General features: G+C 65.1%; 13 protein-coding genes and 1 tRNA gene. 3 read left to right on the plus strand and 11 right to left on the minus strand.

Annotated features, from left to right (window positions below; translation table 11 throughout):
• Nucleotides 1-127: 127 nt before the first annotated feature.
• The 4 genes from MU553_RS06940 to MU553_RS06955 all read right to left on the minus strand — a co-directional run bounded on the left by MU553_RS06940 (nt 128) and on the right by MU553_RS06955 (nt 6,637).
• Nucleotides 128-640: a DUF5813 family protein gene (locus MU553_RS06940; protein ID WP_247377076.1), complete on the minus strand. Its 513-nt coding sequence runs from the start codon at nt 638-640 to the stop codon at nt 128-130.
• Between the two features lie 113 nt (nt 641-753).
• Complete coding sequence (locus MU553_RS06945; protein WP_247377078.1) at nt 754-5,547, minus strand: multicopper oxidase domain-containing protein; 4,794 nt, start codon at nt 5,545-5,547, stop codon at nt 754-756.
• Nucleotides 5,548-6,109: 562 nt separating this feature from the next.
• Nucleotides 6,110-6,192, minus strand: a tRNA-Leu gene (locus MU553_RS06950).
• On the minus strand, nt 6,191-6,637 hold the full coding sequence (locus tag MU553_RS06955; RefSeq protein WP_247377079.1) for a group I intron-associated PD-(D/E)XK endonuclease: 447 nt from the start codon (nt 6,635-6,637) through the stop codon (nt 6,191-6,193). Before MU553_RS06955 ends, MU553_RS06950 begins: the two co-directional genes overlap by 2 nt.
• A gap of 86 nt (nt 6,638-6,723) precedes the next feature.
• Here MU553_RS06955 and MU553_RS06960 point away from each other — a divergent pair, with 86 nt between their 5' ends.
• Nucleotides 6,724-7,314: a hypothetical protein gene (locus tag MU553_RS06960; RefSeq protein WP_247377081.1), complete on the plus strand. Its 591-nt coding sequence runs from the start codon at nt 6,724-6,726 to the stop codon at nt 7,312-7,314.
• On the opposite strand, the gene MU553_RS06965 is transcribed toward MU553_RS06960, so the two are convergent.
• From MU553_RS06965 to MU553_RS06995, 7 genes are all read right to left on the minus strand, one after another.
• Nucleotides 7,315-7,656 (minus strand): ferredoxin, encoded by a 342-nt coding sequence (locus MU553_RS06965; protein ID WP_247377083.1) that lies wholly within the window; start codon nt 7,654-7,656, stop codon nt 7,315-7,317.
• Between the two features lie 44 nt (nt 7,657-7,700).
• Complete coding sequence (locus MU553_RS06970) at nt 7,701-8,366, minus strand: HdeD family acid-resistance protein (RefSeq protein ID WP_247377084.1); 666 nt, start codon at nt 8,364-8,366, stop codon at nt 7,701-7,703.
• Between the two features lie 175 nt (nt 8,367-8,541).
• Nucleotides 8,542-9,864, minus strand: coding sequence for an AI-2E family transporter (locus MU553_RS06975; protein ID WP_247377086.1), 1,323 nt, complete (start codon nt 9,862-9,864; stop codon nt 8,542-8,544).
• 190 nt (nt 9,865-10,054) lie between these two features.
• On the minus strand, nt 10,055-11,713 hold the full coding sequence (locus tag MU553_RS06980) for an ABC transporter permease (RefSeq protein WP_247377088.1): 1,659 nt from the start codon (nt 11,711-11,713) through the stop codon (nt 10,055-10,057).
• A 1-nt stretch (nt 11,714) separates the two neighbouring features.
• Nucleotides 11,715-12,584: an ABC transporter ATP-binding protein gene (locus MU553_RS06985; RefSeq protein ID WP_247377090.1), complete on the minus strand. Its 870-nt coding sequence runs from the start codon at nt 12,582-12,584 to the stop codon at nt 11,715-11,717.
• A 294-nt stretch (nt 12,585-12,878) separates the two neighbouring features.
• The gene (locus tag MU553_RS06990) at nt 12,879-13,424 is read right to left on the minus strand and encodes a peptidylprolyl isomerase (protein ID WP_247377091.1); all 546 of its coding nucleotides are present in this window, start codon (nt 13,422-13,424) and stop codon (nt 12,879-12,881) included.
• 60 nt (nt 13,425-13,484) lie between these two features.
• On the minus strand, nt 13,485-14,108 hold the full coding sequence (locus MU553_RS06995) for an RAD55 family ATPase (protein WP_247377093.1): 624 nt from the start codon (nt 14,106-14,108) through the stop codon (nt 13,485-13,487).
• Between the two features lie 109 nt (nt 14,109-14,217).
• Here MU553_RS06995 and MU553_RS07000 point away from each other — a divergent pair, with 109 nt between their 5' ends.
• Nucleotides 14,218-14,589 (plus strand): hypothetical protein, encoded by a 372-nt coding sequence (locus MU553_RS07000; protein ID WP_247377094.1) that lies wholly within the window; start codon nt 14,218-14,220, stop codon nt 14,587-14,589.
• Between the two features lie 120 nt (nt 14,590-14,709).
• Nucleotides 14,710-15,294, plus strand: coding sequence for an HdeD family acid-resistance protein (locus tag MU553_RS07005; RefSeq protein ID WP_247377096.1), 585 nt, complete (start codon nt 14,710-14,712; stop codon nt 15,292-15,294).

The following is a 15,294-nucleotide window of genomic DNA, read 5'->3' on the forward strand; positions in this document are numbered from 1 at the left end:
CCTACGGCCCTGCGGGCACCCGGTTCGCAAAAATCTACGCTAAAAACTGCTGCGACCTCACTCCGCTCGGTCGCAGTGAACCGCCTCGTCCTTCGGACTCGGCGGATGCTTGCTTTTTTGGCGACCGCTACAGCGGCGTCCCGGTCCCCTCGCCCTGCCCCGCCGAACTGGCTTCGCCGAGCAGGTCCGCGACCACGCCCTCGTAGTCGTAGCCCGGGACGGCTCCCTCGACGTAGGTTCCCTCAACGTACTCGGCCATGGCCTTCGCGACCTCCGGTGCGTGGTCGGCGTTGCCGTACTCGAAGGTGAACGTGGCGACGGCTGCGCCGTCTTCTTCGGTGACGGTCAGATCGTCGAGTTCCACGTCCGCACGGGTTGCCATCGGTGCGTCCTCCAGTCGGCGCTCGTAGGTGTCGAACCACCCGGACTCGACGGCGTCGCCGACCTCGTCCGCGGTCGCACTGGAGAGCATCGGTGCCCGGACGGTGAGCGCGTATTCCAGCGCCCAGTCGTCCGTGTCGGTTGCGGTGACGCGGCTCTCGAAGCGAGAGGTCGTCACGAGAAAGGCGTCGCCGTCGCGCTCGAACGCGTCGTGAGCGTCGAAGGTCTTCGCTGCCCGCTCGGGAATCTCGTCGGTCATTGCCAGCCTCTAGAGTCGTCGTCGGCAAAAGCCCGTTGTGTCCGGCGAAGGGTCCCGCTCTCGATCACACGAGCGTCACAGTGTTCCCGAAGACGGGCGGAGAGCGACCGGCGTCAGTGCTCGTCGCCCATGGTGTCGATCTCACCGAGGCGGCAGGTCCCCTCGGGCTTTTCGTGGCCGTCGATGACGTAGGGAGTGTCACGGCAGGTCGCGTCGACGAGGAGCGAGTTCCCGACGATCTTGACTTTCCTGCCGGCGCGGTCCCCGGCCGACTCGCCCAGGAGCTGCGCGTCGGCGTCGAGCAGGTCGAGGATTTCCCGCTCGTCGACTGGGCCGTAAAAGACGTACGCTGCGCCGGCGTCGTGGCCGTTGAGACTGCTGTCCGGAACGCCGATGAGCACGTCGTCGTGACCGTTGCCGGTCACGTCACCGTAGGAGACGTTCCATCCCGGCCGATCCTCGGGGTAGTAGCCTTCGTGTTCGGCGACGTCAGGCAACGGCTGCACCGGCGTCTCGAATTCCTCGGGGCGGTCCCGAACGCGGAAGATCCCCCAGTACCCGGCTTCTAGCTTGCGGCGCTGTCTCGTCTCCTGGTAGATGAAGTCGCCGGTGCTTTCGGCCAGGCCACCGGCGCCCCCGAGTGGGGTGATGCTGTCGGATCGGGTGACACTGATGTCGTCGTTGACGCCGATCGTGTCGGATTCTTCGATATCGTCGAGTCGCAGCCACTGGTGGTCCGAGAGGTGGAACACGAGGCCGTCGGCTTTGTCCGCGGTCTTCTGGACGCGGAACGTGACGGGGTCGCCCAGCATGGCGCGCGGAATCGGCGTGTCGGGGTCGCCGGGGGGGTCGATGTCGGAGGCGTACACCTGCCACGGCTCGAGGTCCTCCTCGAACCGGCGCTCGAACGGCGCCGACCGGTAGTTGATCGCCTGATAGCCGTGGTCTTCGGGGTCACCGAGTTGGTTACACGGGGCGTCCGGATTCTCGACGTCAGGGCCGGGCGGGACCACACAGTCGTCGGGGTCGTTTTCGTTTAAGATGTACTGGCCGTCGGCGAAGGCGAGGGCGAAGTCGCGGCGGTCCGTGCCGTGGGGCACCTTCAGCATCGCCGAATCGGCACGGCCCTGCGGTGCGGGTTCGGCCGTCGTCGGATCGAGGAACTTCACGCCCTCCTGTTCGACGATGAGTCGACCGTACGCACCGTGGTGGCGGTTGCTTCGGAGGTCCGCGTAGTCGTGCAAGACCGCGCTCGTACTGATTCCGTTGACGAACCACCGGTAGGTGATGCTCTCGCCGGGACCGATCGTCTGGTCCCAGTTGAACCCCGCCGTCGTGCCGTCGGAGCCGAGCACGTCGTAGAACAGTTGCTTCGCGTGGATAGAGATGCGTTCAGAGCGCTCCCACTCCTGATCTGGCCCCTGCATCTCGGGATGGTCGTGCTCGACGTCGATCTCGTCGAAGTCGATGTCGTTGGTCAGCGTGACCTCTATGCAGTCTCCCTGGTTCGCACGTAAGACCAGCGGGGTCAGCGGGAGGTCGCCGTTTTTGATCTCCTCGACGTCGCAGTCGAGCGCGTAGGCGATTCCCAGCGGATCGTGGTCGCCGAACTCGTTGTACTCGATCTCGGTGTTGAACGCCGTGACGTCGAACTCACGGAGGCAGACGTCGTCGGGACACGGATCGCCCGGCGTCGGTGCCAGCGGCGGCGGGTTCCCGTCGATGGCGTCGTTCTGGCGGGCGTCCTTGTCTGGGGGGAATCGCCTGTCGTCGTCTTTCCCGTACAACAGCCGCGCGAGTTGCCCGTACTCGCTCCAGTCGAAGTCGCTCCACGGGGCCGGATGGCCCATCTCTTTGAGTTCCTCTCGGTGGATCTTCTCGTCCGGCGGCTCACAGTCCGGGAGTGGATGAAGATGGTCGACCCGCCCGCCGAACTCGCGGAACAGCCCCCACATCCCGTCCCAGAGGTCGTCGACCACTGCGGAGCCGTAGACGTAGTCCCTGATGGGAAGCCCCGCTGGATTCACGTCGAGTTCCTCGAAGAATTTGCGTCCGTGTTTGCGGCCGTGTTTGTGTCCGTGTTTCTGACCGTGTTTGCGACCGTGCTTGTGGTCGTGGTGTCCGTGTTTCTGACCGTGCTTGTGGTCGTGGTCGCCATCAACGAAGTTCTGATCCTGTTGGAGGTCAAACGTGAACGCTTCGGACGTTCCGATGACCTGTGTCGTGGCGTTCTCCGGGCCGACGCCCACGTCGTCGAACCGCCGGCCGTGGATCGTGAAGTTGTGTTGTTCCTCGTAGACCCCCTGCCAGAGTCGGAACCGGACCGGATCGTCTTCGTAGGCCTCGAACACTGGCGTGGAGGGATCGCCGTGGACGAACGAAGAGTGGACGTACGCCGGGTCCTCGTCGTTGCGCGTGTAGTACGGCGTATTGCGATAGTTGAGCGCCATCACGCCCGCGTTCTCGTTGTGCTCCTGCTGGTTATTGACGAGTTCACCATCTCGGTCGATCAGTTGAGCGAAGTCCTGATACGCCACGCAGAACTCGCGGTAGGCGTCACCGTCTTCGGGGTCGATGATCGCCTGGGTCCCGCTCCGGATGGGCTCTCCCGAGTACGGGTCGAGCCACTCCGATCCCGGCGGTTCGACGACGATCGCCGCGAACGAGCCGTGCATCACGTCTTCGATGCCGGTGATGTGGTCGTGGAAGAAGATGGTCCCCTCCTCGTCGGCGTACCACCGGTACTTGTTACGCTCGTCCGGCTGAGCGTCCTGGCGGTAGTTAAAGCCCGTCGCCAGCGAGTCCGACCCGAGCAGGTCGTAGGAGACGAAGTGGATGTGGTTCGACTTCCCGCCTTCCTCGATGGGGACGGTGTCCGCACCGATGTCCTGATCGGGCGGGTTCTCGGGGAACCGATCGCCCGGGATCGCAGCGATGTTCTCTTCCGTGACCTCGTTTTTGAACGTGATCTCGACGCAATCGCCGACGTTCGCCCGGATCACCAGCGGTTCGGGGTTCATCTTCCCCTCCCGGACCAGGTCGGCGTGTTCTTCTAACACGTAGACGATCCCGTTGGGGTCGTGGTGCCCGTCGTCGTTGTAGACGATGTCGGCCGGGAGGGCGACGATGGTGTACTCCTGCTTTTCGCCCTCGAACTCCGTCTCCGGGCCGTCGTAGATGTCGTCGTCGATCTCGGGATCGCAGGGGTCTGTGTACGGCGCACCAGGCAGGATCTCGCCCCGTCGGGTGAGCGCTTCCTCCTCGTCGGGTTCCGGGTTCCGGAAGTCGTTGAGGCCGGCCGCCCCGTACGGCGGGAACGGCGGTGCGTCGCCGAACTTGCCGGGAATGAACTCGGGGAAGCCCGGGATGGCCGAGTCGGCGTCGAGCGGCGGGTCGTTGTTCGGGAGTTTTTTCAGTCCCTCTCGCTCCTTGTCGAGGACGCGCATGACGCCCCACATTCCCTCGCCGTAGTGGGGGAACAGGTGGCAGTGGAACAGGACGTCACCGGTCGTTTTGTGCGCGCCGCCGGCACCGACCTCGAACGACTCGTCGAAGTCCATCCCCGGGCGAACCGACGTGAAGTCGTTGATGCCCGCTCTGGGCGTCCCGGCTGCGGTCACGTACGGGCTGTGGTGGACGGCACCGTTGCCCACTGTCTGGGAGTCGATGGTGTCCGATTCGTCCAGCGGCGGCGTCTCCTTCCAGCGGTGGCCGTGGAGGTGGTGGACGTGGTTCTCTTCGACGGATGCACCCATCGGAATCGCCATCACCGGGTCGCCGACGTACATCGGGTAGACGTTGTCACCGCCGCCGGGGTCGCCGTGGAGCCAGGAACTGTAGAAGTTCTCGCTGAGCTCTTCGATGTCGGGATCGTCGAGGTCCAGCGTCGGGATCCGGTTCCCGGTTGGGTCCGCCCGGTAGTTGATGGCGTGGACAGTCTGTGGCGTGTCGTCGTTTGGATACGTGAGCTCGCCGCCATCCGCCGTTTGTATCCCTTCGGGCGTGTGGTAGTGGACGATGAACTGCCGGAAACTGACCCCTGGGACGAACCCGGCGGTCTGGGCTTCCTCGCTGATCTCGTCGGGCACGTGTACGTCGGCCTGGACGCGTCCCTGGACCTCCTCGCCCGTATACGGGTCGGTCCAGGTCGTCCCCTTCGGGTGGACGACGACTGAGCCGAACAGGCCACGAGAGAGGAGGTTCACCTCCTGCGGGTCTTCCTCGGCGCTGTCGAACGCCTGGTTCGCTCCGTCGAGGAAGAAGTGGCCGCCGAAGTGCCTGGCGTGCCACCGATACGTGATGGACTCGCCAGGCGGCACGGTCGTGTTCGGATTGAAACCCACCTCCATCCCGTCCGAGTCTTCGACGTCGTAGGGCAGCGACGTCTGATGCATCGACGCGTGGCGGTCGAGGTCGTTGTGGAACTCGATCTCGATGATGTCACCCTTGTTCGCCCGGAGCGTGAGCGGCTGAATGAGCCGCGAGTCCGGCCCGGCCAGTTCGTCGTCCGGGACGTCGTCGCAAAAGAAAGCTGCATCCTCGTCCTCGAAGACGACGTTGTTGCCGCAGGGCCGTTTGCCCGAAACCTCGCGGATCCGGTCGAGGTCGTCTTTCAACGCGTACATCACGCCGACGGGTTGGTGCAACCCGTAGCGGTTGTACACGATGTCGACGTCGATGGCGTGGACCTCGAAGTGACAGACCTTCCCGCCGTTGGTCGGCTCGTCGGGGACCGTCTCGTCACAGCCCGCGAGCGCTTCCTCGAAGGGCTGTACGTCGGATCCGGAGAAGAGCATCCCCGATCCTGCCACGGTACCGCTCCCTTTGAGAAAGTCGCGTCGTGTCGCGTCGCCTGCCAGCGGATCTGTCTCGTCGGTTGCTGATTGAGGGTCGTTGTTGCTTGGCATGGATTACGTGTAGCCCACGCCCCACGTGACCCGTCCTGGGGACTGGACTACGAATCCTGCCATCCACGAACGTTCCCTTTGTTATCTCACGTCTGCCGGACTGTAGCCCTTACTTGCCATTCTAGACCCTCTCTTTCCCCAGAATACCGCGGTCTCTCTTGCGACGCCGTCAGTTGCTGGCGACGGGACTACTCAGAGTAAGCGACACTTCCAGTAACGACGATCCGAGTGAGCTGCTCAGTGCAGTCGCGTATACGCCGTTTTCTTCGAGCGAGAACCACCGGCCGGAACGGGCTCTCTCGGGCGATGTTACTGTTCGAGTTCGCTTGCTACTCCGGATTCACCTTCAGGAACGTGCTGGGGTGAACTCGAACTACGTGGAGACGATCGGACTCACTCCGGTCGGCCGCTGCGACTCCCCTCGTTCGAATCCATCGATGCACCTGCTGCTCACAGGTTGGTCGCAACAGGATGCGATTCGAACCACGTGGAGACGGCCGTTGCGTTGCCGTGCGGTGCTGTGCCCGACTCCACGCCGACGTGAGCGATCGGCAAAAGTGGATGAGGGGACGGGGGTTCGAACCCCGGAACTCCTTCGAGACGGGTTCTTAAGACCCGCGCCGTTGACCACTTGGCTACCCCCTCACAGTCTCGCGTCTAGTGTGTAATCCACCGCGAAGTTTACTGCTTTTTGGTTGTGATCGTTGTACGCTGTCTTCTCTCTGAAACTGAAGTTCATCTGGGTCTTCGGCGTTTCATCGAACCGAACGTACAACGTCGTCTCTCGATTCGGGCAGTGGATCAAATAGGACTCGATTTCGTCGGCCGTATAGTACGTTCTCTGTGGTGTCCCGCTACTCTGATACACCGTCGTATCGAACTCCACGACGACGGTCTGCTCTTTTTGTGTGTGCCTGTACGCCGTTTTCACCTGGACACGTTCTAGATCCCCGTCTCGATCGATGACCATATCGTACCGCTCGTTGCCGAACGCTGGCGTCAGGACTGAGATGCCCCGCTCGATCAGTTCGCTCGTGACTGCCGCTTCCGTTTCCCTCCCTCGCTGCTGATGCTGTCGCCCTCTGTTCATTAGCTGGCGGTAAATTCCTCGCTATTGGATTTAAAATTCGGCACGCAACTCCTGTGACTTATTCGCGTCGCACCCGAATCGCGTCCATGGCCGAACTCTCCGACGACGTGCTCGAGGAGGCCGCACACCGGGGCGAGACGCTACTGGTGGAAGACCTGGTTTCGCTGGCCGAACGCGCACACGACGACGAGCCCGGCATCGAGCGCGACCGGCTGACGACCTACGCCGAGGCGCTCGCGGAGCGCCGTGACGTCGACTTCGACCTCCAGGCGTTCGACAAGGGCGTCGCTGATCGGCTCACCGACGCGGAAACGTGGACGGACCGGGACCGTCTCTACGAACTCGGCGACGGCCGACTCAGTCTGTATCCGGCCGAGTGGCACGCGGCGCTCGGCGGTTCGACCGACGTGGCCGAGTACATCGCCTTTCTCGAACGGGACGCACCGGAGTTCGTCCTCGACCGCGGGACTGCCGAGGTCGGGCCGGGGATTCCTCAGCAGAAACTGCTGGACATCGTCGCCGTGGTCGGACGGGTCGATCGCGAGACGGCGCGCGCGGCGCTGGCAGACGCACGAGACGCTGGCGAGGTCGTCGAAGACGCGGATCAACATCCGCAAGCGGGCGTCTATCTGCGAGACGAAGCGGAAACCTACCGCGACGGGACGCTCGACGGATAACTACCAGTCGACGCTGAGCGTGCCGTCGCCGTGGGGGTCCGGCGCGATCTCCTCGTTGGTCCGGCGGTCGACCACGTGGATGACGCCGTCGTCTTTCTTCGCCGGGCAGACCTCGGCGGCGCGGACGTTGTGGTCGAGTTCCGATTCGTCGAAAAAGTACGTCTTGGGCTTGGCGACGCCGGTCGAGATGTCGAGATCCCAGTTGTCCGAGACCTCGGCGCACTTCCCCGCGCCGAAGCACTTGTTCGCCTCGAACACGATCTTGTAGGGCTTGTCTTCGACCGGCGGTGCGTCCTGCTCACCGATCTCGCTCGGGTCGATCGGCCCGTCCTCGTCGGCCATACCCGCAGTTTGGACCCGCCGACCTTTCGTCTGTCGTTTCAGCCTCAGGTCCTGGTCTCTCCGACCGGACCGGTCGCCGTCGGGGCTGCCTCGGGCGTCGCCGCCATCGCCAGGGAGGCCATCGCGACGCCCGTCGTCAGGAGGTTCACCCCGAACAGCAGGCCGACCGCCCACGCCGCGCTGCTGGGGAATTCGAGCAGGATGAGCGAGGACAGGAGGAGTGAGACGATGCCGGAAAACAGCATCCATCCCCAGTTCGAGTTCGCTCGGATGCGCAACCCCATCAACAACTGGACGAGCCCTTCGACGAGGAAGTAGATGCCGAGCAGGAGCGTCAACGTCACCAGGCCCAGCGTCGGATTCGCCAACAAGGCGACCCCAGCGATCCCGTAGAGGACGGCGAGGAGGACGCCGAAGGCGAAGCCGCTCCACCCTCGTGCCGCGAAGGCCGAGGCGGTGTGGAAGATCGCGCCGGCGACGAGGAGGCCACCGAACACGAGCGTGAGTGCGAGGCCCGAGACGAACGGCGCGAGGATGGCGACGATGCCCAGCAAAGCGATGAGCACGCCGACCGCCATCACGAGCGTCCGGTTCGCTGCCAGCGACTGCACGCCCGGTTCTCCCGCGGACGTCACGCGTTCTGATCGGGTATCTGTCGGCTCGTCTTGTGAGTCTGCGTCGATGGTATCGTCTGAGTTATCGGAGTTCATGGCTACTGTTGTGGGGACCACGATTCGGGCGGACAGCCCGGGACGACTCGGTCGAGAACGTGAAACCGCGCTGCAACGGACACCGAGAAATATTCACCAGCAGTGGCAAAAGGATAGTTTCAGCCTGTGTGTGCTGTAGTTGCGAACTGTGGTCCCGATCTGTCGTCGGGGCTCTCTACTGCGCCGAGTCTCCCTGCCCGTCGTCCGAGGCGACCGACCCGTCTTCGGCGACGGAATCGGATGACTCCCCTCCGCTCGCCGGCGGTTGCCCGCCCGACTGCGTCGGCTCGTCGGACTCCTCGGCAGGGACCGTCGCAGTCAGCTCTGCCTGCTCTCCCGGTGGTTCCGGTGCCGTCTCGGATGCCGTCTGGGACGCGAAGATCGGCTCCGTTCTGGCCCTCGCTGGGGTGTACTCCGGATCGACCAGCCAGGGGAACACGTGGCGGGCGAACTCGACGGCCACGACGAGCAGGAAGGGGCCGAGGAAGATGCCGTACCACCCGAATAGAAGCGGGCCGATCGTGTAGGCGAGCATGACGGCACCGACGTGGAGCGTTCGCCCGCTCACGTACGGGCGGAGCAACTGATCGGGAATCGTATCCACGATGATGATCGACACCCCGGCGAACAGCGCCACGAACCACACCGCGGTCGGGTCGACCAGCAGCGCGTTCCCGAGTAGATACGCACCGATGGGAACCCAGACGAGTTTGATGCCGATGACCGGCACGAGGCTGGCGACGCCAGCGACTAGACCGATCAACACCGGGTCCGGGATCCGAACGGCGGCGGGCGCGACGAGGTTGAGCCCGCTGTACGTGACGACGCCCAGCACGGCGGTGAGCAGCGCGTTGAGGATGTTCCCGAAGAACACGCTCTGGAGGTCGCTGTCGACCGCCATCAGGTACGAGTCGACGACGCCGTCGGCCGTCACGAAGGTTTCGCGTGCCCACGCTGCGATGCGGTAGTCGTCCCGGAGCAGGTAGAACGCGACGATGAGTGTGATGAACAGGTGAATGAGCGCGTTCAGCACCGAGACGATCGAGTCGATGAGGGTCCCCAGCACTGTCGTGGCCGACTGGTTCAGCCGGTCGAGTTGCGATGGGTCTTCGAGGACGGCTCTGGCGTTCGTCTCGAGGTCCGCGAGCGACGGCGACGTACCGACGTACGGCTCCAGTAACGTACCGAACTGGTCTGCCATGTCGGACCCGAGCAGCGCAGAGAACTGCTGGACCGCGGTCGTGACCGTCCACCCCAACAGCAACAGAACCGGCAGGGCCACGACCAGCAGCGTCACCGCCACTGCGAGCGTTCGTGTGGGGATGCGCTGCTCCAGTCGCTCGAACACCGGACGCGCGACGTAGTAGGCGAACAACCCGAGGATGAGCGTGCCGACGTACTGCCAGGCGACGAACAGCGATCCGACCACCAGCACCAGAAAGATGGCCCACAGCCCGACCCGTTTCCGGTCGAAGCCGCCGTCGGTCACGGGGCTCACGTCGGATCAACACCGGTGTGGCGGCCGCGACCGACACGCCAGTCGTCGGACCAGACACGGGGCACGTCGACAGGGCTGTCGCGCCAGTGCATGTCTCGACAAAACGAGCCTGAGGGCCTTAGTCGTGGGCTCCCGTCAGCGAGCGGGAACTGTCGGCTGCTCGGTGCGACTGACGCAGAGAGTCGCCCGCTCACCGCAGCTCGAGTTTCCGATGGAGCAGTGCTGCACCGAACAGCGCGATCCCCACACCGAGGAAGGCGAGTGGGACGCCGGTCTCGATGCTGGCGGCGGTCGAACCGAGGAAATCGACCGGTGTTGCACCGTTGAGCGGTCCGACGTACCACAGCATCAGGTAAGACAGCTCGAACAGCCATGACGACTGACTCCAGGTCCCCGCTGCGAGCGCCAGTGACGGGGCGAACACCGCACCACTCGCGAGTCCGACGAGGAGTGCTGGCTGCCCACTGACGACGAACAGCGCTCCCAGACCGCTACTGACGCTGACGGCCACGGCGATCCCAGCGATCCACTCTGCAACGAGTTGTTCGACAGGGTACTTCGACGAAAGCACCAGCGCCGTCAGTCGGTGTCGCGTCGTCCGCACGCCCATCTCCGACCAGACGAATATCGGCCAGACGAACGCGAGCGGCACCAGAACCTGTCGCGTGACCGTGGCGTGAGAACTCGCCAGCCCGCCGCGCAGGAGAGTCCCGATCGGGACGAGGACGAGCGCGGCTACACCAGCGTACCACCACCACCGCCGGCCCCGGACAGCCAGCCGCACCTCCGCAGCCACGAGGCGCCAGAACCCCCCCGTGCTCCGGTCTTCGACGGGCGTGAGTGATACCGAATCGACGGGTTGTGAGTCGGCCGCGGTCTCGTCGGGGTCGCTGTTCTCGCGACCGGACCAGACTGCAGGTAGCAGTGCGGTGAGTCGCGACAAGCGCCCGGTTTGCTCCGAGGACGTCACTGATCGGACCCGCCGGAACGGAACCGCCGCGACGAGGACGACGACCAGCGCTGGCAGCACCAGGCCGGCACGCTGAACGTATATCCAGATCGGCCACGACTGCCCATCGTAGGTGAACGTCTGGTCGCCCTCGAGCAGGCCGAACGACGGGAGCACGCCGTCGGCTGCGGGCACCGCTGCGGTTAGCGGGTCCGCAGTTAACGTGTAGACAGCGACGTGACCGAGGAGATCGCTCGCCTTGATCCAGAGCGGCAACTCGCTCGGCGGCGTCCCCTCTGCGGAGGCGAGACTCGCCAGTGCGACCGTCGCGAGCAGCAGGTAACCGACGTTCCCGCCGGTTCCCCGGAGTCGCTCGACGGACTCGAACAGCAGTGACACTGCGCCGACGAGGGCACAGAGCGGGAGCCCGAACGCGACGATCGGTCCCAGGAGTGCGAGCGGCTTGGTCGGTCCGACGCCGTGGACCGCGTGATTGACGACTGTTGCGAAGCCCAGCGTCGCGAGGACGAGGACGCCGTACCCGATATTGCTCAGCCACTTCCCGGCCAGGAACTCCCGGTCGGTGACCGGGGTCGTTCCGACGAGTTGGTCGACGTTGGTCTGCCGGTCGCGCTCGAGTGTGCCCTTCATGAGGTAGAACCCGCCGAACAGCAACACCGCAGCGGCGGTCATGCCGGCTTTGAGGCCGACGAACGACGCCGTGTTCGCGCCGTGGACGTTCGTCAGCGCGTCTCCCATCTCGATCTGGTAGGCGAGCTCGATCGCGCCGACGTTGACGAGGTACCCGAGGTACGCCACGACAGCGAGCACGACTAGCAGCCGCCGGGATCGCACCCGTTGCAGGAAGTCCGCTCGCGCGACGTGATAGATCCGGCGCATGTCAGTGTGGTCGTTCGACCGTTTCGAGGTACGCGTCCTCGAGCGTCGCCGGGACCTGCGCTGCGGTCTCCGTGGGCGGGGACTCGCCGAGCACCCGGGCTTTGACGCCGTCGGACCGCTGGACAGTGCTGCACACCTGATACTGGTCGGCGAGCGTGGACAGTTCCGACCGCGGCACCACGCACTCGTAGACGGTCTCGGCGACCCGGTCGATCAGTTCGTCGACCGTCGCGTGTGTGAGCAACCGGCCGTCGTCGAGGATGGCGATTTCGTTCGCTGTCGCCTCCACGTCCGGGACGATGTGCGTCGAGAGGACGACCACCCGGTCGGTCGCGGTGTTGGCGAGCGCGCTGCGCAGGCGGACCCGCTCCTCGGGATCGAGTCCCACTGTCGGCTCGTCGACGACGAGCAGCTCGGGGTCGTTGAGCAGCGCTTGCGCGATCCCGACGCGCTGGCGCATCCCGCCGGAGAACGTCTCGAGCTTCCGGGTTCGGACGCCGGTGAGATTCGTCAGTTCGAGCAACTCGTCGATCCGTGCGCTCGCCGTCTCGCTGTCGAGTCCCCGCAAGGCAGCCATGTACTCTAGAAACTCCGTCACCGTCAGGTCCGGGTACACGCCGAAGTCCTGCGGGAGATAGCCGAGTACCGATCGCACGGTGCCGGGTGACTCGACGATGTCCGTTCCGTTCCAGGTGGCTGTGCCCGTCGTCGGCTTCAGGATCGTCGAGAGAATCCCCATCAGCGTCGATTTCCCCGACCCGTTCGGCCCGAGGAGGCCGTGAATCCCCTCTTCTAATTCGAGAGTCACGTCGCGGACCCCCCACGTCCCCTCGCCGTACTGTTTCCCGAGGGATTCCGTACGGAGCGTCATCGGTGACCTCCGGCGCTAACCGGTCGCGGCGCGCTCGGTCGCCGGGACCGCCGCCTGCCGATCGGTGCGCGTCGGACCGCTCGGCTTGGCGGCAGTCGCGAGCGTGTTCGTGGACGGTACCAGCTCTCGGGTGTGGAGGGCTGCTCTGCAGGCGGGACCATGCTGGTCGGATGTTCCGCGAGCCGTGTAATAAAGCAGCTATGACAGTTTCAGCGAGCGAAACTCTCGTCGTCACGTGAACGACGACTCGGTGACGAGGCGTTCGTCACCGTGGTTCGGTGTTGGTCGCGTTCCTCAGCGGTCGATATCGACGGATTCGATGACGACGTCGTCGAGCGGCTTGTCTCTGCCGTCGGTCTCGACGGCGCCGATCTCTTCGACGACGTCCATCCCGTCGACGACTTCGCCGAAGACGGCGTGTTTGTCGTCGAGGTGTGGCTGTGCGCCGAGTGTGATGAAAAACTGTGAGCCGTTCGTGTCGGGGCCGGAGTTGGCCATCGACAGTTTGCCGGGGCCGTCGTGGCGGAGCTCGTCGTGGAACTCGTCGTCGAACTGGTAGCCGGGGCCGCCTCGACCCGTCCCCGTGGGATCCCCGCCCTGGATCATGAAGTCCTCGATGATGCGGTGGAAGGTGATCCCCTCGTACAGTGAGTCGCCGCGGACCTCGCCCGTCTCGGGGTCTTCCCACGTCGTCGTCTCGACGCCGGGTTCGTCGTTCGCCGCGGGGTCGTGTTCGGCGAGGTTGAGGAAGTTCTCGACGGTCGTCGGCGCGCGCTCTGCGAACAGTTCGATTTCGATGTCTCCGTGGTTCGTCGACAGCGTGACAGTCGGGTTGCTCATGGAGTCCCCTCCGTCGGGTCAGGGGAAAAGTCTGGTGTCTGGGGCCATTTGGTCGTCCGATTAGCGCCGCGCGTCGGCGGTCACGCCGCCGTCCGAGAAGTTCAGATCGACCAGTCCGAACGGCGAGCCACCGCGGACCTTGGTGATGGCCATCCGGGTCCGGAGGTTCTCGTCGATGACCTCGGCACAGACGTCCCACACCTGGTCGGCGCGGGCCAGCGTCATGTCCCGGCGGAGGACCGAGGGCGTGTTCTCGTGGCAGTGGAGCAGGCCGACGCTGTCGGTCATCCGGAGCGCGCGCTTGCAGGTGTCCAGAAACGAGCGGTAGCGTTCGCGGTCACCCTGCTCCAGTTCGGTCGTCGGGTCGATGATCACCAGCGAGTGCGAGTCAAGGCCGCCGAGATACTGCTCCGGGCTGGCGAGGATGTCGTCACCGCTGACCGCGCGGACGTCGATGCTGACGCCGGCCGTCGAGGGCAGCGTGGCGGTGATGGCGTCGGTCACCTCGTCGCTCGTGCGAAGCGTCGAAAGGTATCGCGTCGGGTTCTCGGCCGCCATCGCGTACAACAGCGGTTCGCTCTGTGCGCGCGGCGGCGCGGTCAGTGCCACGAGACTGCCCGGTGGCACGCCGCCACCCATGGCGCTGTCGAGGAGTTCGACCCCGGTCGAGAGGTCACCGGTCATGCCCCCACGCATGCGGTCTGTCCCGATAAATGTGCTGTCGACTGGTGCTGTCGTGCCACCGTTCGGCACGGAGCGGCCCGTTTTTTGTCCCGGGCTGCGAGGTGCCGCCATGAGCACTGACCGGGCGACGGCGGAGGGCACCAGCGGAATGGCCGCGACGAACGCGGTCCTGGTTACCGGACTCCTCGCTGCGCTGCCTGCCGTTCTCGTCATCTACCTGCGTTTCGACGGCAACCTCTACGCCGTCTTCCTCACGACGCTCGCGATGGGCGCGCTCCCACCGTACAGTTACAGCAAACGCTCGCGGCGGGACAGTCCGGGCCGCGCCGCGCTCTGGGGGCTCGGCGTCGCACTCGCCGTCTTCGCGGCGTTCCTCGGTCTCTGGGTCGCCCTCCGCGAGTCGCTCGGCGCTGACGGCGCGGCCCTCGTCGCCTTCCTCGCCGTCCTGCTCGCCATCTACGGCGCGCTCACGGTTCGGTGATCGTCACAGTCGTTCCCGAGTGACCCGAAACCGACCGGCATGCCAGCGGCGCGTAACTCCACTCGAATATAACCATTTATCGTGAATATCCTTACCCGTCTCCGGTTCCTGTGCGCGCGTATGAGCACGGAAACACCGACCGACGCGACGCTGGCGACGGTGGTCGCCGACAAGCGGCGGACGCTCCAGGCGGCCGGCGTCCTGCTCGCGCTGCTGGGGGTGCTGGCGATCGCGTTCCCGTTCGTGACCGGCATCTCGCTGGCGCTTCTGTTCGGGGCGACGCTGATCGTCGGCGGCGTCTTCCACTACGCGCACGCCTTCTCGGCGGCCGGCTGGAGCGGCTCGATCGCACAGGTGCTCCTGGGGCTCCTCTACACGGGGGCCGGCATCCTGCTGATGGCGAACCCGGTTCTCACGCTGGCGTCGCTGACCGTGCTGCTCGTCGCGTTCCTCGCCGTCGAAGGGCTCGTCCTCATCGGGCTGAGTTTCACCGTCCGAAACGAGCCAAACTGGGAGTGGAACGTCTTCAGCGGCTTGCTCTCGCTGTTGCTCGCCGCACTCCTGTGGGCCGGCCTGCCGTCGACTGCCGCCTGGGGACTCGGCCTCATCCTCGGCGTCAACCTGCTGACGACGGGCGTCGGGCTGGTGTTCCTGGGTCGTGGCTCCGAAGAACTGACGGGAGAAACCGCAGAAACGCCCGCGTGA

The sequence above is a fragment of the Halorientalis brevis genome (genome assembly GCF_023077655.1).